At 58.1% G+C, this 21,991-nt stretch carries 21 protein-coding genes; 8 read left to right on the forward strand and 13 right to left on the reverse strand.

Going from position 1 to position 21,991, the window contains the following annotated elements:
• Window positions 1-31 precede the first annotated feature (31 nt).
• The 3 genes from IHQ43_RS25950 to IHQ43_RS25960 form a co-directional block, all read right to left on the reverse strand.
• Complete coding sequence (locus IHQ43_RS25950) at window positions 32-1,594, reverse strand: hypothetical protein (RefSeq protein ID WP_192562570.1); 1,563 nt, start codon at window positions 1,592-1,594, stop codon at window positions 32-34.
• A gap of 112 nt (window positions 1,595-1,706) precedes the next feature.
• Window positions 1,707-5,099, reverse strand: a complete 3,393-nt coding sequence (locus IHQ43_RS25955; protein ID WP_192562571.1) for a hypothetical protein — start codon at window positions 5,097-5,099, stop codon at window positions 1,707-1,709.
• 68 nt (window positions 5,100-5,167) lie between these two features.
• A complete protein-coding gene (locus tag IHQ43_RS25960) occupies window positions 5,168-6,163 on the reverse strand; it encodes a GlxA family transcriptional regulator (protein WP_192562572.1) in 996 nt (331 codons plus the stop codon).
• 100 nt (window positions 6,164-6,263) lie between these two features.
• Between IHQ43_RS25960 and IHQ43_RS25965 the strand changes: the two genes are divergently transcribed.
• From IHQ43_RS25965 to IHQ43_RS25995, 7 genes are all read left to right on the forward strand, one after another.
• Entirely contained in the window at window positions 6,264-6,818 is a 555-nt protein-coding gene (locus tag IHQ43_RS25965) for a cysteine hydrolase family protein (RefSeq protein ID WP_192562573.1), read from the forward strand.
• 153 nt (window positions 6,819-6,971) lie between these two features.
• Window positions 6,972-7,640 (forward strand): YjfI family protein, encoded by a 669-nt coding sequence (locus tag IHQ43_RS25970; protein ID WP_007955624.1) that lies wholly within the window; start codon window positions 6,972-6,974, stop codon window positions 7,638-7,640.
• A gap of 17 nt (window positions 7,641-7,657) precedes the next feature.
• Window positions 7,658-8,356: a PspA/IM30 family protein gene (locus tag IHQ43_RS25975; protein ID WP_192562574.1), complete on the forward strand. Its 699-nt coding sequence runs from the start codon at window positions 7,658-7,660 to the stop codon at window positions 8,354-8,356.
• A 123-nt stretch (window positions 8,357-8,479) separates the two neighbouring features.
• Entirely contained in the window at window positions 8,480-9,130 is a 651-nt protein-coding gene (locus IHQ43_RS25980) for a DUF2491 family protein (protein ID WP_192562575.1), read from the forward strand.
• Between the two features lie 13 nt (window positions 9,131-9,143).
• Window positions 9,144-9,569, forward strand: a complete 426-nt coding sequence (locus IHQ43_RS25985; protein ID WP_192562576.1) for a DUF350 domain-containing protein — start codon at window positions 9,144-9,146, stop codon at window positions 9,567-9,569.
• Window positions 9,570-9,586: 17 nt separating this feature from the next.
• Complete coding sequence (locus IHQ43_RS25990; RefSeq protein WP_192562577.1) at window positions 9,587-10,279, forward strand: DUF1190 domain-containing protein; 693 nt, start codon at window positions 9,587-9,589, stop codon at window positions 10,277-10,279.
• A 2-nt stretch (window positions 10,280-10,281) separates the two neighbouring features.
• On the forward strand, window positions 10,282-11,439 hold the full coding sequence (locus IHQ43_RS25995; RefSeq protein ID WP_192562578.1) for a glutathionylspermidine synthase family protein: 1,158 nt from the start codon (window positions 10,282-10,284) through the stop codon (window positions 11,437-11,439).
• 76 nt (window positions 11,440-11,515) lie between these two features.
• On the opposite strand, the gene IHQ43_RS26000 is transcribed toward IHQ43_RS25995, so the two are convergent.
• Window positions 11,516-12,034 carry a single-stranded DNA-binding protein gene (locus tag IHQ43_RS26000; protein ID WP_003228709.1) on the reverse strand — a complete coding sequence of 173 codons (519 nt, stop codon included), beginning with the start codon at window positions 12,032-12,034 and terminating at the stop codon, window positions 11,516-11,518.
• Between the two features lie 9 nt (window positions 12,035-12,043).
• The gene (locus IHQ43_RS26005; protein ID WP_039771979.1) at window positions 12,044-13,441 is read right to left on the reverse strand and encodes an MFS transporter; all 1,398 of its coding nucleotides are present in this window, start codon (window positions 13,439-13,441) and stop codon (window positions 12,044-12,046) included.
• Window positions 13,442-13,632: 191 nt separating this feature from the next.
• Between IHQ43_RS26005 and uvrA the strand changes: the two genes are divergently transcribed.
• On the forward strand, window positions 13,633-16,467 hold the full coding sequence (gene uvrA / locus IHQ43_RS26010; RefSeq protein WP_192562579.1) for an excinuclease ABC subunit UvrA: 2,835 nt from the start codon (window positions 13,633-13,635) through the stop codon (window positions 16,465-16,467).
• Between the two features lie 67 nt (window positions 16,468-16,534).
• On the opposite strand, the gene bfr is transcribed toward uvrA, so the two are convergent.
• From bfr to rpmJ, 8 genes are all read right to left on the reverse strand, one after another.
• Entirely contained in the window at window positions 16,535-17,002 is a 468-nt protein-coding gene (bfr, locus tag IHQ43_RS26015) for a bacterioferritin (protein ID WP_192562580.1), read from the reverse strand.
• A gap of 149 nt (window positions 17,003-17,151) precedes the next feature.
• On the reverse strand, window positions 17,152-18,606 hold the full coding sequence (locus IHQ43_RS26020) for a catalase (RefSeq protein WP_192562581.1): 1,455 nt from the start codon (window positions 18,604-18,606) through the stop codon (window positions 17,152-17,154).
• Window positions 18,607-18,844: 238 nt separating this feature from the next.
• On the reverse strand, window positions 18,845-19,231 hold the full coding sequence (gene rplQ, locus IHQ43_RS26025) for a 50S ribosomal protein L17 (RefSeq protein ID WP_007955635.1): 387 nt from the start codon (window positions 19,229-19,231) through the stop codon (window positions 18,845-18,847).
• Between the two features lie 42 nt (window positions 19,232-19,273).
• On the reverse strand, window positions 19,274-20,275 hold the full coding sequence (locus IHQ43_RS26030; RefSeq protein WP_003186012.1) for a DNA-directed RNA polymerase subunit alpha: 1,002 nt from the start codon (window positions 20,273-20,275) through the stop codon (window positions 19,274-19,276).
• 26 nt (window positions 20,276-20,301) lie between these two features.
• The gene (gene rpsD / locus IHQ43_RS26035; protein WP_192562582.1) at window positions 20,302-20,922 is read right to left on the reverse strand and encodes a 30S ribosomal protein S4; all 621 of its coding nucleotides are present in this window, start codon (window positions 20,920-20,922) and stop codon (window positions 20,302-20,304) included.
• An 18-nt stretch (window positions 20,923-20,940) separates the two neighbouring features.
• Complete coding sequence (rpsK, locus tag IHQ43_RS26040) at window positions 20,941-21,330, reverse strand: 30S ribosomal protein S11 (protein ID WP_002555466.1); 390 nt, start codon at window positions 21,328-21,330, stop codon at window positions 20,941-20,943.
• Window positions 21,331-21,360: 30 nt separating this feature from the next.
• Window positions 21,361-21,717: a 30S ribosomal protein S13 gene (rpsM, locus tag IHQ43_RS26045; protein WP_009045849.1), complete on the reverse strand. Its 357-nt coding sequence runs from the start codon at window positions 21,715-21,717 to the stop codon at window positions 21,361-21,363.
• 130 nt (window positions 21,718-21,847) lie between these two features.
• The gene (gene rpmJ, locus IHQ43_RS26050; protein WP_002555468.1) at window positions 21,848-21,964 is read right to left on the reverse strand and encodes a 50S ribosomal protein L36; all 117 of its coding nucleotides are present in this window, start codon (window positions 21,962-21,964) and stop codon (window positions 21,848-21,850) included.
• Between the last annotated feature and the right edge of the window lie 27 nt (window positions 21,965-21,991).

Below are 21,991 nucleotides of genomic sequence, written 5' to 3' on the forward strand. Positions count from 1 at the left end.
GCTTCAATTGGACGGCATATTGCACGATGGCTCAAGGCGCTGCTTTCGCCGCTGCTTTGGCTTCTGCTGCTTTGGCCGCCGCCGCTTTGGCTGCAGCCGCCGCTTTGACGACCGCTGGGTCTTCGATGGAATAGCCAATGGTCTGAACCCGGTTGGAAGTTCCCGAGCCAAATACCGCAACCATCTCATAATCACCCGCCGTTCTGGCTCCGCTACCTACGGTGAAGCACGTGTTGTTCGGCGTCGACTTGCCATCATTTTTCTTGATCTCAGACTCACCCAGCACTTGCGGAGCACCGGCTGCTCTCTTACGGTAAAACTGTGCATTGATTGAAGTAACTGTCGCCGGATGATTCAGGCAGTATTCGGCGGCTGTCAGACTGGGAGCAAATTCGCCCCTTTCATTCACCGGAGAGACAAACGACAGGACCTGCTGGCTTTGCAACTCCTTCGCCCTCGCCGCTTTCAGCGCATCTTCGGCCAATTGATAATCCGACGTTCTGAGCCCGTTCAGAGCACCTTTCTTGCTTAGATTCTGGATGGCTTCCTCCGCCGTTCCCAGCAGCCGGCGCTTTTCCCAAAGCGAGGCATCACCCCCCTTGACCACCGTGAAGCTCAGCCAGGTCTTGTCGGTGAATACATTGCTCCCTGCTGACGTATCGACCACTTTTTGATTGAGATGTCTGATTTTACTCAGGTCGATCGGGCTCAACGCCTTGCCGTCCGGGGTGTCCGTCAGTCCGCGACGCAAGGCGACCGGAATCAGCAGCGCCGCATCACCCAGCCAGGCTACCGGATTGGCGGTGGTCCCCCCATGGGTCAGATAACCGAAGCAATTGCCCAGAGAACAGCGCTCCTGATTGATCAATACATAGTTGCCGGGTGACAGTGCGATATAGCTGCCTTGCTGACCAATTTGCCCGGTATCTCCCACCAGATCGAAGTCGATCTGCATCACCACATCGTCCTTGTTAAGACTCAACAGACTTTTGGCGACTTCTTTGGCGAACTTTATTTCTGCGGCAGTAACCGGATTCTCAAGAGACAGGGTCTGGCTGGCAGAGGTGATGAAATCCAGGAACGCCGCCGAGTTTTCATTCTCCCCCTGATCGTATTCAAGAATGGTCAGACGGACGTTGATGTGGTCAGAGTCGAGTTTTTTCGGACCGTACAGAAGCTTACTGAGAAACGGCGTCCCCGATTGGTCGGCCACGCCCAGATAGGGGCCAAGGACCTTGCTCACAGTGTCGTCCTTGGTGCCAGCATTCACCTCTGTGAACTCGGCCACGATCACTACCTCATTGACCCCGTCAAAATCACGCAGGTATTTGAAATAGCCGTCAGTCAGATAAATGGCAAAAACATCATCCTGCCCGAGCGCCCCACTGGCAGCCTTTCTGATCGCGGGATCACGTGCAGTTGTATCGTAAATACTGGTCAGTTCCCGCGACTCGCCATTACCCGAATTCGCTCCACCCTTTTCACGATACAGGTGCGCCGTTCCTGTCGGCACAGCGCACCCGGTCATGAGGGCCATAAATGCAGCAAACAACGCTGCCGATCTGAAAGCCTTGGCAAAGGTGATGACCGGCATGATTTCGTCCTTGATCGCGTCTGGGGGAATTGACGATATAGTCAATTTGCCACTATCAGCGTAGTCAGACACTACCAGTCGTCAACCGGGTCGGGAATCAAGCCGACACAGATCAAACCGCTGCGGTGTTTGCTATTGCCCTGGCTTCGCTTAGTACCCGCTTGACCTTTTGTTCATTGGAGCCGAATCCCCAAGCTGATCCCGTTTTTTCATACGGCAAGTCAGGGCATCGGCGTATCAATCTTGCCAACCATGTCGGCGTTTGCGCGTAATCAATCCGGTTGGAAAACAGTTTGCTGATCAATAACGTCAGCAACTTGGGATCGGTTTCATGTTCGATCAACAGTTCTATGATCTGTGCGCGTAATTGCTGACCCGCATGGCTTGGCGTGCGTCGGTCATCTCCGGTGCTGGCGTACACCATTGTGGAACGCGCTTGAGAGTCGCTCGACGTCAGGATTTTCTTTACCAGTTCAATCAGTCCCGGCCACTCACAAGATGCACAAGCGGCTTCATACACAAAACTTTCAACCACATTAGCTGCCCCTGCAGCATCCTGTGGCATTTGCTCAAGCACTTGCATTAACAAGGGCTGCAGGATGATGAACCGGGACACATCCAAAAAGTTGTCATGCGCTATCGAAACCTCAAAGCCGCTCAGCGCTTCAATCATCACTTCGTCCGACAGAATGCGGGTGACGACTCGCTGGGCGAGCGATGCGAAATCTTCTTTGAAAAACGCCAGACATACACCGACATCCGCGCTGTGTAAATCGGGCGACTCGATCAACTCCCATGCGGCATCCTGATCGCCACCTCGGGCCAGAGCATGCAGGCAGATATGGCGCAGAGTCGTGTCCTGATCATGTTTAATGATCATTCGCATGGCTTCGATTACGGCGCTGACGGGTTCGCCCTCAGCGGTTTCCATACCTCTCGCCAGTGAAATGAGCGCCGACAAACCAAATACGCGCGATTCGAGAATCGTTGGTATCAGGACGGCCACCTGATCCGGGAAATCGCGAGCCAACAGCCTCAGCATCTGACGGGTATATTCGCTGTCGTTCACTGCCAGCGCTTGCAAGGCCGACCACATCCGTTTTTTCGCCGACAGGTAAAACAACGCCCTTGCCACATCACCCATTACGGATTCAGAGGTGTCCTGCAGCGCGTGGGTCAAACCGAATCGTTCAATCAGAAATGCCCAGCTGTTGCCTTGAGATGCCTCAAGTACCTGCAACATGGCTTGACGCCAGGGCGTCACGCTGAAACCTGGTTGCAATCGGTGTCCCAGCCAGTGTTTTTCCCGCCAGTCGTAACCAGACTCGCCTTTGGCCAGTTCCCAGAGCAGCCTGATGCGCTGCTCCTCCGACCATCGATCGGAGGTCAGCAGTTTCAGCAACGACTCGTTCGGTTCAAATATCAGAAAGATATTTCGCTCCTGGCAATTTCGTCCCATCGTGGCTGCCAATGGCTCCAGTGAAGTCCAGTCAGCCAGTGCTTCGAACACCGAGCACGCAAGACTGCGAGCAATGTCCATCGGGCCCTCCTGCACACTCTGGATCAGCCGCTGTAACTGCACGACTGCCTGATCGGCATCACTCACTGCCAGATCGGTCAATGCGGAACGCAATGCCCCCATCTTCAGCGGAAAGGCGTTGAGACAAGGCAGATCACTAATCGTCTGCGCCACATCCAGGCAGCGGCCGTGAAGTCGTTCGGACACTTCGTCAGGCTCAACGCGAAGCTGCCCCTGGGCTTCGATAATGAAGTTGCCACGCCTGAGCGCTTCATAGGCCGACAGATTGAATCCAGGCATGCCGGACAAGCCACTAAAGGCCAACAAACCCTGCTCAGAACGGGCAAGGGCTTTGGACACACATTCAATGAACTCTGCCAATTGCTCACTGAGAATTTCGTGGTCGGAAATCACCTGACGTTTTCGGTGTTCGATGAATTGATCGACGATCTGTCCTGGCCTGAGTGCAAATCCCGCTTCGGCCTGAATTTGAGCACTGAACCACATCATGCTCGGATGTCGATAACGAGCCAATGATGGATCTCCCAGACGCGCTGCTGCCAATCCGGCTTCATCGTCTGTGAAATCGTCGAGCTGAATAAGGGGAGCGCCATAGTGCGGCGTAAATACAAGTGAGGAGAACTCCAGATTTGCGTGGAGTCGCCCTATCGTCTCCGGCCGGCCGGTCAGAACCAGTTTCAACTGTGTTTTCGTCATTTGAGCCAGAGTCAGGTCCATCCACTGATTCAAATGACGAGAGAATGCCGGAGCCCGATCAAGGCCATCGATCAGCACCAACAGCGGAGTGTGCTGCAGCCAGTAGGAAATCTCCGAAGAGCTCAGTGAGTACCCTCCATCCACGCCGATGTGTTCACTGATCAAACGACAAAGACTGGCAACGAGGCCGGCATCATTGTCATGGAGACTTTCTGCTGCGACCAACAAGACAGGGCGACCCTGCGGGGTGGCAGCAATATTGGCGCACCAACTGGTCTTGCCTTTTCCCGAGCCGCCACTGAGTACCATCAGGGAATTCGGTGAACCGATGAACTTCAACAGGTAGCCGTCCAGCACCCGTCGGGTCACATAGCGTTCAGGATCAATCCTCCCATTGCTCAGCAGCTGACCGATCCGTGCTTGCGTCATGGCCTTGACCACATCTTGAAGCTGGACCTGCAAGCCCTCAAGGCTCAAGCGACGTGAAGAAACCTCGATCCCTTCTCGCCTCAAAATGTCCCACAACCCTGCCAGATCCACAGAGCTTCTGAGTGTCGCGACTTTGAGGCAACTCGCATTTAGCGTCGTCCACGCCTGTCGGGCCTCTTCAGGCTTGAGCAAAACCTGATGCAGCCGTTCTATCGCATAATTTTCGTCCTGCCCGTCCATCGTCTCCAGAATGGTGACATGAGCGCAGCTCAAGAAATCGCGAAACTTTTTCTCAACCTGCCGGGCACTTTTTTTCAAGCTCAGAGATTCAACCTCGAATCGCTCCTTGAGCCGGTCAAATGCAGCCTTTTTGGCATCGCTGGTCAGTAACACGTCAAGCGATGTGTCTTTTGCCAAGTCATGACAACTTCGCAACAGGCTCCTGACCGTCACGCGCACCGTACTCGAGGCGCTCATATCGGTGACAATCACCAGCCTGTCAGTTTTGCAGGAGAAACCGCTATTCCAGAACTGTCGCACCAACTGGGCCAGCGCCTTGTTGAACTCTGCCCCGAGCACCAGACCATGCTTGATCTGAATGTAAACCGTACCATGTGGAAGTAACTGCAACACCAGATCATCGACGTGCGTCGAGCTCTCGCAAGCCAATGACTTGATGTTGTGCACAACACTCAATTTCCAGGGCAGAGAGATACTCTTTCCAAGCAAAAGCTGCACCGCACACCAGGCTCCGACAGAACCTGCATAGACTGCTCCGCCGGTACTTGCTGCTCCACCTGCGGAACCTCGAGCATTGGTGCCGCCTTTTGTATTGCTCATGAACATCCTTTTAGTCATTGCCTGAAAGCGAAATCTGCCGCGGGCCAAAGTCTGGAGGTCGACTCAGCTTAAGATCGCCCCAATGATGGCGACATGCTACCAAACCGCGACCGATAATCACTCGGCGCCAGCCCGGTGATTTTCTTGAAAGTCGCGCGAAATGCTCCCGGATCCTGATAACCCACTGTCCACGCAATGTGGTCGATGGTGCCGTTGGTGAACTCCAGCATTTCCCGGGCCTTGCCGACTCGCAGGTGCTGGCAGTATTCGGTGGGTTTCAGACCGGTCGCCGCACGGAAACGGCGCAGGAAAGTGCGCTCTTCGAGGCCCGCGCGTTCGGCCATCGCCGTCAGCGAGACATCGGTCGCGCCATTGCCTTGCAGCCAGTGCTGAACCTTGAGAATCGCCCCGTCGCCGTGATTGAGGATCGGGGCGAAATTGCTTCCGCAGGCACTGGCGCTATCGCTGTGTTCCACCACCAGGAATCGCGCGGTCGCGCTGGCGATGCTCGGCCCAAGCAGCCGATCGACCAGCCGCAATCCCAGTTCCGACCAGGCCATCAGACCGGCCGTGGTGATCAGGTCGCCGTCATCGACAATCGGTGTGTCGGCCTTGAGCTTGATCTTCGGATAACACTCGGAGAAGGCTTTGGCCGAAGTCCAGTGAGTGGTAGCGCTGCGACCATCGAGCAACCCGCTCTCCGCCAACAGCCACGAGCCGACACAGACCCCGCCGAGCGTCGCGCCCCGGGCGTGTTGCTCACGCAGCCAGGGCACCAGCCCGGCCGGCATCTGCGCCGCAGAAAAACCAGCGATGGACGGTGGAATCAACACCGCCAGCAAACCGTTGTCAGCAACTGGATGACTGTCATAGACCCGCACCGGTGGCCGTTCTCCATCGACCTGCCAATGGCTGATCCGCAGCAGAGGCAATTGTGTTGCCTGATGTTCGGCCGCAATCCGGTTGGCCACTCCGAACAGGTCGGTGAGGCCATGCACCGCCGCCATTTGCGCACCGGGATACATCAGCACGCCGAGTTCCGCGACGGTCCTTTCAGCACCCATTGTCAGTTTTCCCCTGTGTATTGTCGGTGCGGCCAATCCTCGAAAACGTGGCCAGCGCCAATACTGAACCCACACCAACCCACACTTCGAGGACACACCCATGGCCAAGCAAGCGCTCATCGTAGTCGATATCCAGAACGACTACTTCCCCCAAGGCAAGTGGCCGCTGGTCGGCGCCGACGCCGCCGCGGACAAAGCCGTTCGGCTGATCGCGGCCTTCCGCGAGGCCGGCGATTCGGTGGTGCACATCCGCCACGAATTCACCTCGCCCGAGGCACCGTTTTTCACCCCTGGCTCCGAAGGCGCGAAACTGCATCCGAAAGTGCTAAACCGCGCCGACGAGCCGGTGGTGCTCAAGCACTTCGTCAACTCGTTCCGCGAAACCGAGCTGCAATCGATCCTCGATGAACAGGGCATCAAGGAACTGGTGGTGGTCGGCAGCATGAGCCACATGTGCGTCGACGGCATCACCCGTGCGGCGGCCGATCTGGGTTACACCGTCACGGTGATCCACGATGCCTGCGCCACCCGCGATCTGGAATTCAACGGCCTGACCGTTCCGGCCGCCCACGTGCATGCGGCATTCATGTCAGCGCTGGGATTTGCCTACGCCAGCGTGGTGTCCACCGACGAGTTCCTTGCCGCCGGCCGCTGAGTACTGCTCGGACACATCTGGAAAAACCTGCGCCCGCCTCGTTGCGGGCGTCTTTTTGCGTGTCACAAAAATCTCACGCGTGAGCCATTGATGGCACTTTGAATTGGATGTAGTGTGGCTCACGCGTGAGATGTTCATAACGGAGTCATCGCCATGAAAAGCCGCTCCCCCGCCACTAAGTCAGAGAGCCCAAAGGGAGTGCGCTCGACACCGTCCGCGAAAAAACCGTCGAGCTTTTACATGAAGCAGATGCGCGCGGGCCTGGCTGCCGCCGGTTATGTGAAACACGAAACTTGGGTGCTTCCGGAAAACCGAAGCTTGCTCAAGCAAATGGAGCAACAGCTACGCCAACCGATTCTGGCTGGCTCTTTCATGTCGGAGAATTACATGAGCGCAGGCAACAACTGGAACATCGATAGCCTCTACAACGCCTTTAAAGCGCTGGACGAGGTGGCTTCGCAAGAGATCACGCTGTCTCTGATCCAGAGCTCCGAACCCAGCCTCAAGCTGGAAATGAACGAATTCGGCGGTCTGCCGATTCACATCGCCCTCGCCGGTCAGCAGATCATCGTCGACACCGTGCTGGTGGACATCGATTCGATCACCGACGTGCGCGCCTTCAACGACGCCGTACTGCGTAGCCGGGAAATGTTCCCGCTGTCGTCGATCGGCATCGAGACCATGCCCAACGGCCAGACCGTCTACAACATGTTCGGTGCACTGAGTGCCGACTCGAGCCTGACCAACGTGGTCACCGAGGTGAAAACCCTGGTCGACAACGTGCAGCGCGCCAGCGAAGCCTTCGAACACTTCTTCAAGTAATCAACAGGGAAAACCCAATGACTCAGTCCATCTGGAGCAAGTTGTTCACCGCGCTGCGCGGCGGCGCCAACGAAGTCGGCGAAGCGATCGCTGACCAGCAGGCCCTGCGCATCCTCGATCAGGAAATCCGTGACGCCGACAGCGCGCTGTCCAACGCCCGTCGCGAACTGGTCACCATCATGGCCAAGCACAAACTCTCCGCCGACCGCGTGAGCGAGTACGAAGCCAAGATCAGGGACCTGGAAGCCAAGGCTGTTTCCGCCCTGAACGCCGGCCGTGAAGACCTGGCGCTGGAAGTGGCCGAAGCGATCTCGACTCTGACCAACGACCTGGACGTCGAGAAGAAGCAGAGCGACGAGTTCGGCACCTACGCCGACAACATGCGCAAGGACATCAACAAGGCCGAAGCGCGGATCAAGAGCCTGCGCCAGCAAGTGGACATGGCCAAGGCCCGTGAAAGCGTGCAGAAAGCTCAGGTCAGTGCTTCGATCGCCAGCGGTGGCGCCAACGGCAAGCTGGAAACCGCCGTCGGCACCTTGAACCGTCTGCAAGCCAAGCAGCAGCAACGCGCTGCCGAGCTGAGTGCTGCCGACGAGCTGGCCGATGCTTCGACCGGCAACGATCTGGACCGCAAGCTGCGTGAAGCCGGCATCACGCCGAACGAAGGCAGCGCCAACGCCATCCTCGAGCGTCTGAAGCAGAAGTCCGCCCAGTAACGGCGGCGAGAAAAAAGAAGGGCACCGGGTGCCCTTCTTTTTTGCCTGCTCGTTCGCCACGAGGCCGGTACACTAGCGGCGTTTTGCCAACGAATATCTCCACCCGCTTCAAGGAATGTACCCATGGGATGGTTCAAAGATTTGCTCGGCACCAGCAAGTGGCAGCCGGCCGCGCCGACCTCCGAGTCTGCCGGCGGCCCGCTCGGACTGGCGCAAGGCAAGGCGATCCGCTTCGACACGACCCTCGGCCTGTTGCTCGACGGCAGCACCTCGGTGCGGGTTCCCGATGCCCAGGCCATCTGGAGCGCCGGCTGGATCGACCTCGGTCAGTCGAACAAACTGCATCGCTACTACCTGAACAACGAAGACTTCTGGGTACAAATCCATGTCACGGGCGACGACCAGATCGAGTCGGTGACGCTGTTCAACTACCTCAGCTATGTAACGGTCAACAGTAACGCCGAATTGCAGCGCCTGGCCGGCCCGAACAGCCTGATCGGCCTGCCGACCTACCGCCACGAAGGTGTCGAATACACCCGAGAGTGGGGCACCGAACGCGGCCAGACCGAACTGGTGCCGCTCACCGAACAGGTGATCAACCCGGACGAGTCCTACACCATCAACCATCACTCGATGCTCTACGCCCGGGACACCGGCCTGACTGATCGCCGCGAACTCTTGCTGTTCTCCGTCGAGCAGGACGAAGAAGGCACCGTCAGCCTGAGCACCTCGCTGGGCATCTCGCTGTACACCACCGATTTGAGCACCATTTAAAAGGAAGTTTTCCATGCTGGAAGCGTTGTCCATTTCCCTGAACAAAACCGCGCTGGTCGGTTTCGTCGCCTACCTGATCGGCGCCGTGCTGCTGTTCATGCTGTTTCAGTTCGTCTACACCCGCGTCACGCCGCACAAGGAGTTCGAGCTGATCCGTTCCGGCAATACTGCCGCCGCGATCGCTCTGTCCGGCGCGATCATCGGCTTCGCGATTCCGGCCAGCAACGTGATCGCCCATTCGATCAACGTTCTCGACTTCGTCCTCTGGGCAGTGATCGCAGCCGTGGTGCAATTGCTGGCCTTCCTGGGGACCGGGCTGGTGCTCAAGGGCACGTCCCAGCGCATCGCCAACGGTGAAGTCGCCGCGGGCATTTATGTTGCGGCGGTGGCGATCAGCGTCGGCATGCTCAACGCCGCGTGCATGACCCCGTCCTACTGATCGGCAGGAAGCCTGAGATGAAACGAAGCAAGTACGTTCAATTGTCGCTGGCCGCTTCGGTGGCCCTGGCGATTTCCGGTGAAGTGGCCGCCCAGGAACAGCAACGCAACTTCCAGAGCGTCGAACAATGCGTCGACGCCGAAGTGGCGCCGGATGTGTGTTCGAACGCCTACGTCGCGGCCCTGGCCGAACACCGGCGGATCTCCCCGGCCTACGACGACAAGGCTGCCTGCGACGCGGACTTTGCCGCCGACTGGTGTCAGAAAAATTCCGCCGGCCGTTTCGTGCCAAAACTCGGTGGCTTCAAGGTGCCGCAGGACGGTGAGCCGGCTCAAAACCTCGATGCGATCGCCAATGCCCAGATGCCGGCCGGCGATGCCGCAGCCGTACAGAGCAATCAGACCAGCACTTCGCACTCGTCCAGCGGTGCAGGCAGCGGCTGGCTCACCGGATGGCTGATCGGCAATGCCATGAGCAACAACCGCGCGAGCGACTCGCGGCCGGTTTATCGTGAGCGCAATACGCGCCAGACCTACGACACCTCGACACTGAACCGTCGGATCGAATCCGCGCCGAGCCGCAGCCAGCCGGACTACGACAGCGACTACCGCAAACCGGTCAACGTGGCTTCGTCCACCTCCCGTGGCGGGTTCGGCAGCCAGTCCAGCGCACGCAGTGGTTGGGGCGGCTGGGGCCGTTCGAGCAGCTGACCATGAAGAAGATCCACTGCGCCGAGCGCCACGACTGGAAACAGACTGCCGAAAGCCTCGGCTTTCTGTTTCACACCATCGACGACGAGCCGTACTGGGACGAGCGCGCCTACTACCAGTTCACGCTGGCGCAGATCGAAAACGATCTGGAGGATCCGACCACCGAGCTGCACGAGATGTGCATGGATCTGGTCGACCGCGTCGTGCACAGCGAAGAACTGCTGGATCGCCTGAGCATTCCGGCGCCGTACTACGACATGATCCGAACGTCCTGGCTGGAAGGTCATCCGCATCTGTACGGACGCATGGACTTCTCCTACAGCGGCAACGGCCCGGCGAAGCTGCTCGAACTCAACTACGACACGCCCACCAGTCTTTACGAAGCGTCGGCGTTCCAGTGGGGCTGGCTGGAACAATGCATCGAGCGCGGGATGCTGCCGCGCCATGCCGACCAGTTCAACAGCATCGACACCCGCCTGCATGAAGCCTTTGCGCAACTGAAACTGAAGCGACCGTTTTACTTCGCCTCGATGAAAGACTCGGTCGAAGACAAGGGCACCACGGATTATCTGCGGCTGATCGCAGAGAAGGTCGGCATCGAATCCCGGCACATCGACATCGAAGACATCGGCCTGAACGCTGACGGGCGTTTCGTGGATCTTGAGGATCGCTGGATCCCGCACCTGTTCAAGCTGCACGCCTGGGAGTTCATCTTCCACGAACCGTTCGGAGCGGCGATTGCCGAATGCGACACCCAGTTTTTCGAACCGGCATGGAAATCCATCCTCTCCAATAAGGGCGCCCTGCCCCTGCTATGGGCGTTTCATAAGGGCCACCCCAATCTGCTGGCCGCGCACCTCGACCCGAATCCGGGCCGCGCCGTGCCCAAGGGTTGGGTACGCAAACCGTACTTCTCCCGAGAAGGCGCCAACATCGAGTTGCAGACTGCCGAAGGCCTGATCGTCAAAGAGGATGGGCCCTACACCGACGCGCCCTTCATCCTGCAGGAGTTTGCACCGTTGCCGAAGTTCGACGACAGCTACACGCTGATCGGTTCCTGGGTGATCGGCGATCAGGCAGCGGGGATTGGTGTGCGGGAAGACAATAGCTTGATTACCAAGGATTCGAGCCGGTTTTTGCCGCATTTGATTCTTGACTGAAAAACCTGCGCACATGAAAAAGGCCCGTCGTGTTCAGCGACGGGCCTTTTTTGTTTAGCGCGGATTCAGCAGCGAATCAGAACGGAATATCGTCATCGAAGCTGTCGAAATCTGGAGCCGGTTGCGGTGCGGCTTGCTGTGGAGCCGGGGCCGAACGCTGCTGAGGAGCCGACTGCTGCGGACGCGGAGCCTGCTGGCGTGGCGCCTGCTGCTGGTAGTTATTGCCACCGCCTTGTTGGTCGCCCTGTTGCGGACGGCCGCCCAGCAGTTGCATGGTGCCTTGCATGTCGACCACGATTTCGGTGGTGTAACGCTTGATACCGTCTTTTTCCCACTCACGGGTCTGCAGCTTGCCTTCGATGTACACCTGCGAACCCTTGCGCAGGTATTCGCCGGCAATTTCGGCAACCTTGCCGAACATCGATACACGGTGCCACTCGGTCTTCTCGACCTTCTGACCGGTCTGCTTGTCGGTCCACTGCTCGCTGGTCGCCAGACTCAGGTTGGTCACGGCGTTACCGTTGGGCAGGTAGCGTACTTCGGGATCCTGGCCGCAAGTACCGACCAGAATGACTTTGTTAACCCCACGGGCCATAACGTTCTCCTAGGCTTCGCACGCAGTCTGCGCCGGGTTGTTCACCAGGCGTTCGAGAGTGGTGCGATCCATTAATTCGGTGTCCAGTTTGATGTAGATCGCCGCTTCATCAGCGACTATCACTGCATCAGTTACCCCTACGAGGGCCTTGAGACGCTCGACCAGACCCGCTTCGCGGATCGCTTCGGGCGACAGCGGCAGGCGCAGGCTCGTCACGTAGGGAGGTTCGCGCATGGTAACAGCAAAGGCCAGCCAAAGTGCAGCCAGCCCGGCACATCCGAGGAACACAACCGACAGACCGCCATGCTGGAACATCCAGCCGCCGAGAATCCCGCCGAGTGCCGAACCGAGGAACTGACTGGTGGAGTACACGCCCATGGCCGTGCCTTTGCCACCTGCCGGTGAAACCTTGCTGATCAGCGACGGCAGCGAAGCTTCCAGCAGATTGAACGCGGTGAAGAACACCACCGTGCCGATCACCAGGGCCCGCAGGCTGTCGCCGAACTGCCAGAAGAATAGCTCAGTCAGCATCAGCGTCATGACGGCACCGAGCAAAACTCGTTTCATTTTGCGTCGTTTCTCACCGTAGATGATGAACGGGATCATGGCGAAGAACGAGATCAGCAAGGCGGTGAGATAGACCCACCAGTGCTGTTCCTTGGGCAGACCGGCCTTTTCCACCAGCGCCAGAGGCAGTGCAACGAAGCTCGACATCAACATCGCATGTAACACAAAAATGCCCAGGTCCAGTCGCAACAGATCCGGGTGTTTGAGCGTGGGCATCAACGCCTGGCGCGCCACGCCGGACTCGCGATGACTCAGCGGCCCGGTGGATTTCGGCACCATGAACATCACGATCACGATCCCTACCAGCGCCATGCCACCGGTGGCGAGAAACAGGCCGGACAAGCCGAATGCACGGGTCAGCAGCGGGCCGACCACCATGGCCACGGCGAACGACAGGCCGATGGTCATGCCGATCATGGCCATGGCCTTGGTGCGGTGCTGTTCGCGGGTCAGGTCGGAGAGCAACGCCATGACCGCCGCAGAAATAGCGCCGGCGCCCTGCAGGATCCGCCCGGCAATCACGCCCCAGATCGAATCGGCCTGGGCCGCCAGCACGCTGCCGAGGGCGAAGACGATCAGCCCCAGGTAAATCACCGGACGGCGGCCGATGCGGTCGGAAATGATCCCGAACGGAATCTGGAAAATCGCCTGGGTCAGGCCGTAAGCGCCGATCGCCAGCCCGATCAGGGCCGGGGTCGCTCCCGCCAGATCCATGCCGTAGGTCGCCAGTACCGGCAACACCATGAACATGCCAAGCATACGGAAGGCGAACACCAGGGCCAGACCGCTCGCCGCGCGGGTCTCGCTGCCACTCATGCGTTCGCTGTGGGGATCGTGCATGGAAAAACCTCGTGTGAACCGGCGGCGATTCTACCAGTCCCATCGAGAGACGGGGTATATCGCGACGCTTTGACGCGTACAGATGAAACTCTCTTCATGTAAGGCAAAAAACCCTTCACTTGATAGTGTGCATCCATCCAGTATTTGGCCGTATACTCCTGTGTTTTCGACGCCCGCCGAGCGAGGCCATTTTGGACAAGATCCTGATTCGTGGGGCCCGCACCCACAACCTGAAGAACATCGACCTGACCCTGCCACGGGACAAACTGATCGTCATCACCGGCCTGTCCGGATCCGGCAAGTCGTCCCTGGCTTTCGACACGCTGTACGCCGAAGGTCAGCGCCGCTATGTCGAATCCCTGTCGGCCTACGCCCGGCAGTTCCTGTCGATGATGGAGAAACCCGACGTCGACACCATCGAAGGCCTGTCGCCGGCGATCTCCATCGAACAGAAGTCGACCTCGCACAACCCGCGCTCCACGGTCGGCACCATCACCGAAATCTACGACTACCTGCGTTTGCTCTATGCCCGCGTCGGTACGCCGCGCTGCCCGGATCACGACATTCCACTGGAAGCCCAGACCGTCAGCCAGATGGTCGACTTGGTGTTGGCCCAGCCGGAAGGCAGCAAGCTGATGCTGCTGGCGCCGGTGATCCGCGAGCGCAAGGGTGAGCACCTGTCGGTGTTCGAAGAACTGCGTGCCCAGGGCTTCGTCCGGGCCCGGGTCAACGGCCGGCTCTGCGAGCTGGATGAACTGCCGAAACTGGATAAACAGAAGAAGCACACGATTGAAGTGGTGGTCGACCGCTTCAAGGTTCGCGCGGACCTCCAGCAGCGTCTGGCGGAATCCTTCGAGACCGCACTGAAGCTGGCCGACGGTATCGCGCTAGTGGCGCCGATGGACGACGAGCCAGGCGAAGAGATGATCTTCTCCGCGCGCTTCGCCTGCCCGATCTGCGGCCATGCGATCAGCGAGCTGGAACCCAAGCTGTTCTCCTTCAACAACCCGGCCGGCGCCTGCCCGACCTGCGATGGTCTGGGAGTGAAGCAGTTCTTCGACATCAAGCGACTGGTCAACGGTGAACTCACGCTGGCCGAGGGCGCGATCCGTGGCTGGGACCGGCGTAACGTCTATTACTTCCAGATGCTCGGCTCGCTGGCCGCGCATTACGGCTTCAGCCTGGAGCAGCCGTTCAACGAGCTGCCGGCCGATCAACAGAAATACATCCTGCACGGCAGCGGATCGCAGAACGTCGATTTCAAGTACCTCAACGACCGGGGCGACATCGTCAAGCGCTCGCACCCGTTCGAAGGCATCGTGCCGAACCTCGAGCGTCGCTACCGCGAAACCGAATCGGCGAGCGTGCGCGAAGAACTGGCGAAGTTCCTCAGCACCCAATCGTGCCCGGATTGCCGTGGCACCCGTCTGCGTCGGGAAGCGCGGCATGTATGGGTTGGCGAGAAAACCCTGCCGGCGGTGACCAACCTGCCGATCGGCGACGCCTGCGATTACTTCGGCGCGCTGAAGATGACCGGTCGCCGTGGCGAAATCGCCGACAAGATTCTCAAGGAAATCCGCGAGCGCCTGCAGTTTCTGGTCAACGTGGGACTGGATTACCTGTCGCTGGATCGCAGTGCCGATACGCTGTCCGGTGGCGAGGCACAGCGGATTCGTCTGGCCAGCCAGATTGGCGCGGGGCTGGTCGGCGTTCTGTACATTCTCGATGAACCGTCCATTGGTCTACACCAGCGCGACAACGATCGCCTGCTCGGCACCCTCAAGCACCTGCGCGACATCGGCAACACGGTGATTGTGGTCGAGCACGACGAAGACGCGATCCGGCTGGCCGACTACGTAGTGGATATCGGCCCGGGCGCCGGTGTTCATGGCGGGCAGATCGTTGCCGAAGGCACGCCGGACGAAGTCATGGCGCACCCGGATTCGCTGACCGGCAAATACCTGTCGGGCCGGGTCAAGATCGAAGTGCCGGCCAAGCGCACGCCACGCAACAAGAAGCAGGTGCTCTCGCTCAAGGGCGCACGTGGCAACAACCTGCGCAACGTCGACCTGGAAATCCCGATCGGCCTGCTGACCTGCGTGACCGGCGTCTCCGGTTCCGGCAAATCGACGCTGATCAACAACACGCTGTTCCCGCTGAGCGCCACGGCCCTCAACGGCGCGACCACCCTGGAAGCGGCAGCCCACGACAGCATCAAGGGCCTGGAACATCTGGACAAGGTCGTCGACATCGACCAGAGTCCGATCGGCCGCACGCCGCGCTCCAACCCGGCGACCTATACCGGACTGTTCACGCCGATCCGCGAACTGTTCGCCGGCGTGCCCGAGTCCCGCTCCCGTGGTTACGGCCCGGGGCGTTTCTCGTTCAACGTCAAGGGCGGTCGCTGCGAAGCCTGCCAGGGCGACGGTCTGATCAAGGTGGAAATGCACTTCCTGCCGGACATCTACGTCCCGTGCGACGTGTGCAAGAGCAAGCGCTACAACCGCGAAACCCTGGAAATCAAATACAAGGGCAAGAATATCCACGAAACTCTCGAGATGACCATCGAGGAAGCGCGGGAGTTCTTCGACGCAGTGCCGGCGCTGGCGCGCAAGCTGCAAACGCTGATGGATGTGGGCCTGTCGTACATCAAGCTCGGGCAATCGGCCACGACGCTTTCCGGCGGTGAAGCCCAGCGGGTCAAGTTATCCCGCGAACTGTCCAAGCGCGATACCGGCAAGACCCTGTACATCCTCGATGAGCCGACCACGGGTCTGCACTTCGCGGATATCCAGCAACTGCTCGACGTACTGCATCGCCTGCGCGACCACGGCAACACCGTGGTAGTGATCGAACACAACCTCGACGTGATCAAGACGGCCGACTGGCTGGTGGATCTAGGCCCCGAAGGTGGTTCAAAAGGTGGACAGATCATTGCCACCGGTACGCCGGAGGAAGTGGCCGAGATGAAACAGTCTCACACCGGGCATTACCTCAAGCCGCTGTTGATCCGTGATCGGGCCTGATCGCCGGGCATGAAAAAGCCCCTGTCACTTCACCAGTGACAGGGGCTTTTTTTTGTATCGGCTGCAATCAGGACGCGTGGGACTGCAGGTAGTTCTGGATACCGATGAGCTTGATCAGGCCCAGCTGCTTTTCAAGCCAGTAAGTGTGATCTTCTTCGGTGTCGTTGAGTTGAACTCGCAGGATCTCGCGGCTGACATAGTCGTTGTGCTGTTCGCACAGCTCGATGCCTTTACACAACGCAGCGCGTACTTTGTACTCAAGGCGCAGGTCTGCTTCGAGCATCTCCGGCACTGTGGTGCCGACGTCCAGGTCATCCGGCCGCATGCGCGGAGTACCTTCGAGCATCAGAATCCGGCGCATGAGCGCGTCGGCATGACCGGCCTCTTCTTCCATCTCGTGGTTGATTCGTTCGTAGAGCTTGGTGAATCCCCAGTCCTCATACATCCGCGAGTGAACGAAATATTGGTCACGCGCGGCCAGTTCGCCGGTCAGCAACGTGTTGAGGTAATCGATAACGTCTGGGTGGCCTTGCATCGCCCTACATCTCCCTGCTTGAAAGTCTGTAGTTTGAACCAACCTGACTGGAAGGTCACTCACTTCGCGCAATAAAAGCGAAGATATTCTGAGAAAAGCAGGCTAAATAACGCAAAAACCGCCCAAATGAGGGCGGTTCTGCTTCTTGTTTAGACTTCGTTAAGCTGTACGTTGAGCAGCTTTGCGATTGCGTCTCCGTACGCCGGATCAGCCTTGTAGAAATGCTGCAACTGACGGTCGACCACATCACTGGAAACACCCGCCATCGCGCCGGCGATATTGCTGACCAGCAACGCTTTCTGCTCGTCGCTCATCAAGCGGAACAGCGCACCGGCGTGGCTGTAGTAATCAGTGTCTTCACGGTGATCGTAGCGATCGGCCGCGCCGTTCAGAGCCAGTGCAGGCTCGGCATAGTGCGGCGCTTGTTTCGGCGACTCTACGTAGCTGTTCGGCTCGTAGTTCGGCGCGGCTCCACCGTTACTGCCGAATGCCATCGAACCGTCACGCTGGTAAGTATTCACCGGGCTGCGCGGGGCGTTCACCGGCAGTTGCTGGTGGTTGGTGCCTACACGGTAGCGGTGGGCATCGGCATAGGCGAATACACGACCTTGCAGCATGCGATCCGGCGACAGACCCACTCCAGGCACCATGTTGCTTGGGCCGAATGCGGCTTGCTCGACTTCGGCAAAATAGTTGAGCGGATTACGGTTCAGCTCCAGCTCACCCACTTCGATCAGTGGAAACTCCTTCTGCGACCAGGTCTTGGTCACGTCGAACGGGTTCTCGTAGTGCGCTGAGGCCTGAGCCTCGGTCATGATCTGGATACACACGCTCCATTTCGGGAAGTCACCACGCTCGATGGCTTCGAACAGATCGCGCTGAGCGTAATCGGGATCTGTGCCCGCCAGACGTGCCGCGTCTGCCGGCGCGAGGTTCTTGATCCCTTGCTTGGTCTTGTAGTGCCACTTCACCCAGTGACGCTCGCCTTGAGCGCTGATCAGGCTGTAGGTGTGGCTGCCGAAACCGTGCATGTGGCGATAGCCGTCCGGAATGCCGCGATCGGAGAACAGGATCGTGACCTGGTGCAGCGCTTCAGGCGAATGCGACCAGAAGTCCCACATCATCTGCGCGCTTTTCAGGTTGCTCTGCGGCAGGCGCTTCTGGGTGTGGATAAAGTCAGGGAATTTCAGCGGATCACGGATGAAAAACACAGGCGTGTTGTTGCCAACGATGTCCCAGTTGCCTTCTTCGGTGTAGAACTTGAGAGCAAAGCCACGCGGGTCGCGTTCAGTATCGGCCGAGCCACGCTCGCCACCTACCGTTGAAAAACGCAGAAAGGTCGGGGTTTGCTTGCCGACGGCAGAGAACAGTTTGGCGCTGGTGTACTGCGTAATGTCACGGGTAACGGTGAACGTCCCGTAGGCGCCCGAACCCTTGGCATGTACTCGGCGCTCAGGAATGTTTTCACGGTTGAAGTGAGCGAGCTTCTCGATCAAGTGGAAATCGTCGAGCAGCAACGGACCGCGAGGGCCGGCGGAGCGAGAGTTCTGGTTATCGGCGACAGGTGCGCCACTGGCGGTCGTAAGCGTCTTGTTCTGGCTCATGCGATCTTCTTCCTTTATCGGTCTGGAACTGCCGGCTAATCGGCTTGCTGGGAAGTATTGACCATCAATATGACAGCTACAAATTCATTAACTTGCAGACATCAATAGAAAATAACTAATGATCAAACCAAGCACATAGTGCAGACACAAACAGGAATGACACTTGTACGAAGCGCGCTTTTCTTTGAGGCACAAAAAACCGGGCACTAGGCCCGGTTCCTTGTTTCAGACTGATGTCTTACTCAGCGGATACAGCTTCACCGCCGACAGCACGATCAACCAGTTCGACGTACGCCATAGGCGCGTTGTCGCCAGCGCGGAAACCGCACTTGAGGATGCGCAGGTAGCCACCCTCACGGGTAGCGTAACGCTTGCCCAGGTCGTTGAAGAGCTTACCAACGATAGCTTTCGAACGAGTACGGTCGAAAGCCAGACGACGGTTAGCAACGCTGTCTGTCTTGGCCAGAGTGATCAGCGGCTCGGCAACGCGGCGCAGTTCTTTGGCTTTTGGCAGAGTAGTTTTGATCAGCTCGTGCTCGAACAGCGACACCGCCATGTTTTGGAACATGGCCTTGCGGTGCGAGCTGGTGCGGCTCAGGTGACGCCCACTTTTACGATGACGCATGGTTCATTCCTTACCAAACACTACGTTCGGTGATTACGACGATCAGGCAGTCGCCTTGTCGTCCTTCTTAAGACTTGCAGGCGGCCAGTTGTCGAGGCGCATGCCGAGGGACAGACCGCGGGAGGCCAGAACGTCCTTGATTTCGGTCAAGGATTTCTTGCCCAGGTTCGGAGTCTTCAACAGCTCTACTTCGGTACGCTGAATCAGGTCGCCGATGTAGTAGATGTTTTCCGCCTTAAGGCAGTTAGCCGAACGTACAGTCAGTTCCAGATCGTCAACCGGGCGAAGCAGGATCGGATCGATCTCGTCTTCCTGCTCGACAACCACTGGCTCACTGTCACCCTTGAGGTCGACGAACGCAGCCAACTGCTGTTGCAGGATGGTTGCAGCACGACGTATAGCCTCTTCAGGATCCAGGGTACCGTTGGTTTCCAGATCAATAACCAGCTTGTCCAGGTTGGTGCGCTGCTCGACACGGGCGTTTTCCACCACGTATGCGATACGGCGAACCGGGCTGAACGAAGAGTCAAGCTGCAAGCGACCGATGCTGCGGCTTTCATCTTCATCGCTCTGACGCGAGTCGGCTGGTTCATAACCACGACCACGAGCTACGGTGAGCTTCATGTTCAGGGCGCCGTTAGACGCCAGGTTAGCGATTACGTGATCGGGATTAACGATCTCGACATCATGATCCAGCTGAATATCGGCAGCGGTAACCACCCCCGAACCCTTCTTCGACAAGGTCAGCGTAACTTCGTCACGACCGTGCAGCTTGATGGCCAGACCTTTAAGGTTCAACAGGATTTCAATTACGTCTTCCTGTACACCTTCGATGGCGCTGTACTCGTGGAGCACACCGTCAATCTCGGCCTCGACTACTGCGCAGCCGGGCATTGAGGACAACAGGATGCGGCGCAGCGCGTTGCCCAGGGTGTGGCCAAAACCACGCTCGAGAGGCTCGAGAGTGATCTTGGCGCGGGTTGGACTGACAACCTGCACATCAATGTGGCGGGGTGTCAGGAACTCATTTACCGAAATCTGCATGGATGCACCTATTTTCTAGCCCTTACTTACTTGGAGTAGAGCTCGACAATCAGGCTTTCGTTGATGTCGGCGGACAGATCACTGCGAGCAGGAACGTTCTTGAAAACGCCCGACTTCTTCTCAGCATCTACCTCTACCCATTCTACGCGACCACGTTGGGCGCACAGCTCGAGAGCTTGGACAATGCGAAGTTGGTTCTTTGCCTTCTCGCGAACAGCAACCACGTCACCAGCACGAACCTGGTAGGACGGAACGTTTACGGTCTGACCGTTAACGCTGATCGACTTGTGCGATACCAGCTGACGGGATTCGGCACGAGTCGAACCGAAGCCCATACGGTATACAACGTTGTCCAGACGGCATTCGAGCAGTTGCAGCAGGTTTTCACCGGTTGCACCTTTCTTGCCAGCAGCTTGTTTGTAGTAGCCGCTGAACTGACGCTCGAGAACGCCGTAGATACGACGGACCTTCTGCTTTTCACGCAGTTGGGTGCCGTAGTCGGACTGGCGACCGCGGCGTTGGCCGTGGATACCAGGTGCTGCTTCAATGTTGCACTTCGATTCGATCGCGCGCACGCCGCTCTTCAGGAAGAGATCGGTGCCTTCGCGACGAGCGAGTTTGCATTTTGGACCAATGTAACGAGCCATTCTTTACAATCTCCTGGATTACACGCGGCGCTTCTTCGGCGGACGGCACCCGTTGTGCGGGATTGGCGTCACGTCGGTGATGCTGGCGATCTTGTAGCCACAGCCGTTCAAAGCGCGGACTGCGGATTCACGACCTGGACCTGGACCCTTGACGTTCACGTCGAGGTTTTTCAGGCCGTATTCCAGCGCAGCTTGACCAGCACGCTCAGCAGCTACTTGAGCAGCGAACGGGGTGGACTTGCGGGAACCGCGGAAACCCGAACCACCGGAGGTAGCCCAGGAAAGAGCGTTACCTTGACGGTCGGTGATGGTCACGATGGTGTTGTTAAAAGAGGCATGGATGTGGGCGATGCCATCAACCACTGTCTTTTTAACTTTTTTACGAGGACGAGCAGCAGGTTTTGCCATGATTAAATTCCTGTCGATTCGCTGGGGCGATTACTTGCGGATCGGCTTACGCGGACCTTTACGGGTACGCGCGTTGGTCTTGGTACGCTGACCGCGTACTGGCAGACCACGACGATGACGCAGACCGCGATAGCAACCGAGGTCCATCAAGCGCTTGATTTTCATGTTGATTTCGCGACGCAGGTCACCTTCAGTGGTGAACTTCGCCACTTCGCCACGCAGCTGTTCAATCTGCTCGTCGCTCAGATCCTTGATCTTTGCGGCTGGGTTTACCCCAGTCTCTGCACAGATCTTCTGTGCAGTAGTGCGACCGACACCATAGATGTAGGTCAGCGAGATAACAGTATGCTTGTTATCTGGAATGTTAACGCCTGCAATACGGGCCATTCAGTGGGACTCCAATTGACAGCTACCTACGCCCCGGAAGCCAAGAAATAGGGCGCGAGATAATATCGCTGTAATAACAAATAATCAACCCGGTAGCGCACTAGCTACCGGGCTTGAAGCACAATCACACTCAGCCTTGGCGCTGTTTGTGACGCGGTTCCGCGCTGCAAATTACTCGAACAACACCTTCGCGGCGAATAATCTTGCAGTTACGGCACAGCTTTTTCACCGATGCACGAACTTTCATCACCAACTCCTCGAACCTTATGGGTAC

This window comes from Pseudomonas gozinkensis (assembly GCF_014863585.1).
In the GTDB taxonomy this organism is placed as follows: Bacteria; Pseudomonadota; Gammaproteobacteria; order Pseudomonadales; family Pseudomonadaceae; genus Aquipseudomonas; species Aquipseudomonas gozinkensis.

What these genes read in the sequence shown, in the direction of transcription:
- IHQ43_RS25950 (WP_192562570.1), bottom strand. Translation starts at nt 1,594, where the DNA reads ATGCCGGTCATCACCTTTGCCAAGGCTTTCAGATCGGCAGCGTTGTTT.
- IHQ43_RS25955 (WP_192562571.1), bottom strand. Translation starts at nt 5,099, where the DNA reads ATGAGCAATACAAAAGGCGGCACCAATGCTCGAGGTTCCGCAGGTGGA.
- IHQ43_RS25960 (WP_192562572.1), bottom strand. Translation starts at nt 6,163, where the DNA reads ATGGGTGCTGAAAGGACCGTCGCGGAACTCGGCGTGCTGATGTATCCC.
- IHQ43_RS25965 (WP_192562573.1), top strand. Translation starts at nt 6,264, where the DNA reads ATGGCCAAGCAAGCGCTCATCGTAGTCGATATCCAGAACGACTACTTC.
- IHQ43_RS25970 (WP_007955624.1), top strand. Translation starts at nt 6,972, where the DNA reads ATGAAAAGCCGCTCCCCCGCCACTAAGTCAGAGAGCCCAAAGGGAGTG.
- IHQ43_RS25975 (WP_192562574.1), top strand. Translation starts at nt 7,658, where the DNA reads ATGACTCAGTCCATCTGGAGCAAGTTGTTCACCGCGCTGCGCGGCGGC.
- IHQ43_RS25980 (WP_192562575.1), top strand. Translation starts at nt 8,480, where the DNA reads ATGGGATGGTTCAAAGATTTGCTCGGCACCAGCAAGTGGCAGCCGGCC.
- IHQ43_RS25985 (WP_192562576.1), top strand. Translation starts at nt 9,144, where the DNA reads ATGCTGGAAGCGTTGTCCATTTCCCTGAACAAAACCGCGCTGGTCGGT.
- IHQ43_RS25990 (WP_192562577.1), top strand. Translation starts at nt 9,587, where the DNA reads ATGAAACGAAGCAAGTACGTTCAATTGTCGCTGGCCGCTTCGGTGGCC.
- IHQ43_RS25995 (WP_192562578.1), top strand. Translation starts at nt 10,282, where the DNA reads ATGAAGAAGATCCACTGCGCCGAGCGCCACGACTGGAAACAGACTGCC.
- IHQ43_RS26000 (WP_003228709.1), bottom strand. Translation starts at nt 12,034, where the DNA reads ATGGCCCGTGGGGTTAACAAAGTCATTCTGGTCGGTACTTGCGGCCAG.
- IHQ43_RS26005 (WP_039771979.1), bottom strand. Translation starts at nt 13,441, where the DNA reads ATGCACGATCCCCACAGCGAACGCATGAGTGGCAGCGAGACCCGCGCG.
- bfr (WP_192562580.1), bottom strand. Translation starts at nt 17,002, where the DNA reads ATGCAAGGCCACCCAGACGTTATCGATTACCTCAACACGTTGCTGACC.
- IHQ43_RS26020 (WP_192562581.1), bottom strand. Translation starts at nt 18,606, where the DNA reads ATGAGCCAGAACAAGACGCTTACGACCGCCAGTGGCGCACCTGTCGCC.
- rplQ (WP_007955635.1), bottom strand. Translation starts at nt 19,231, where the DNA reads ATGCGTCATCGTAAAAGTGGGCGTCACCTGAGCCGCACCAGCTCGCAC.
- IHQ43_RS26030 (WP_003186012.1), bottom strand. Translation starts at nt 20,275, where the DNA reads ATGCAGATTTCGGTAAATGAGTTCCTGACACCCCGCCACATTGATGTG.
- rpsD (WP_192562582.1), bottom strand. Translation starts at nt 20,922, where the DNA reads ATGGCTCGTTACATTGGTCCAAAATGCAAACTCGCTCGTCGCGAAGGC.
- rpsK (WP_002555466.1), bottom strand. Translation starts at nt 21,330, where the DNA reads ATGGCAAAACCTGCTGCTCGTCCTCGTAAAAAAGTTAAAAAGACAGTG.
- rpsM (WP_009045849.1), bottom strand. Translation starts at nt 21,717, where the DNA reads ATGGCCCGTATTGCAGGCGTTAACATTCCAGATAACAAGCATACTGTT.
- rpmJ (WP_002555468.1), bottom strand. Translation starts at nt 21,964, where the DNA reads ATGAAAGTTCGTGCATCGGTGAAAAAGCTGTGCCGTAACTGCAAGATT.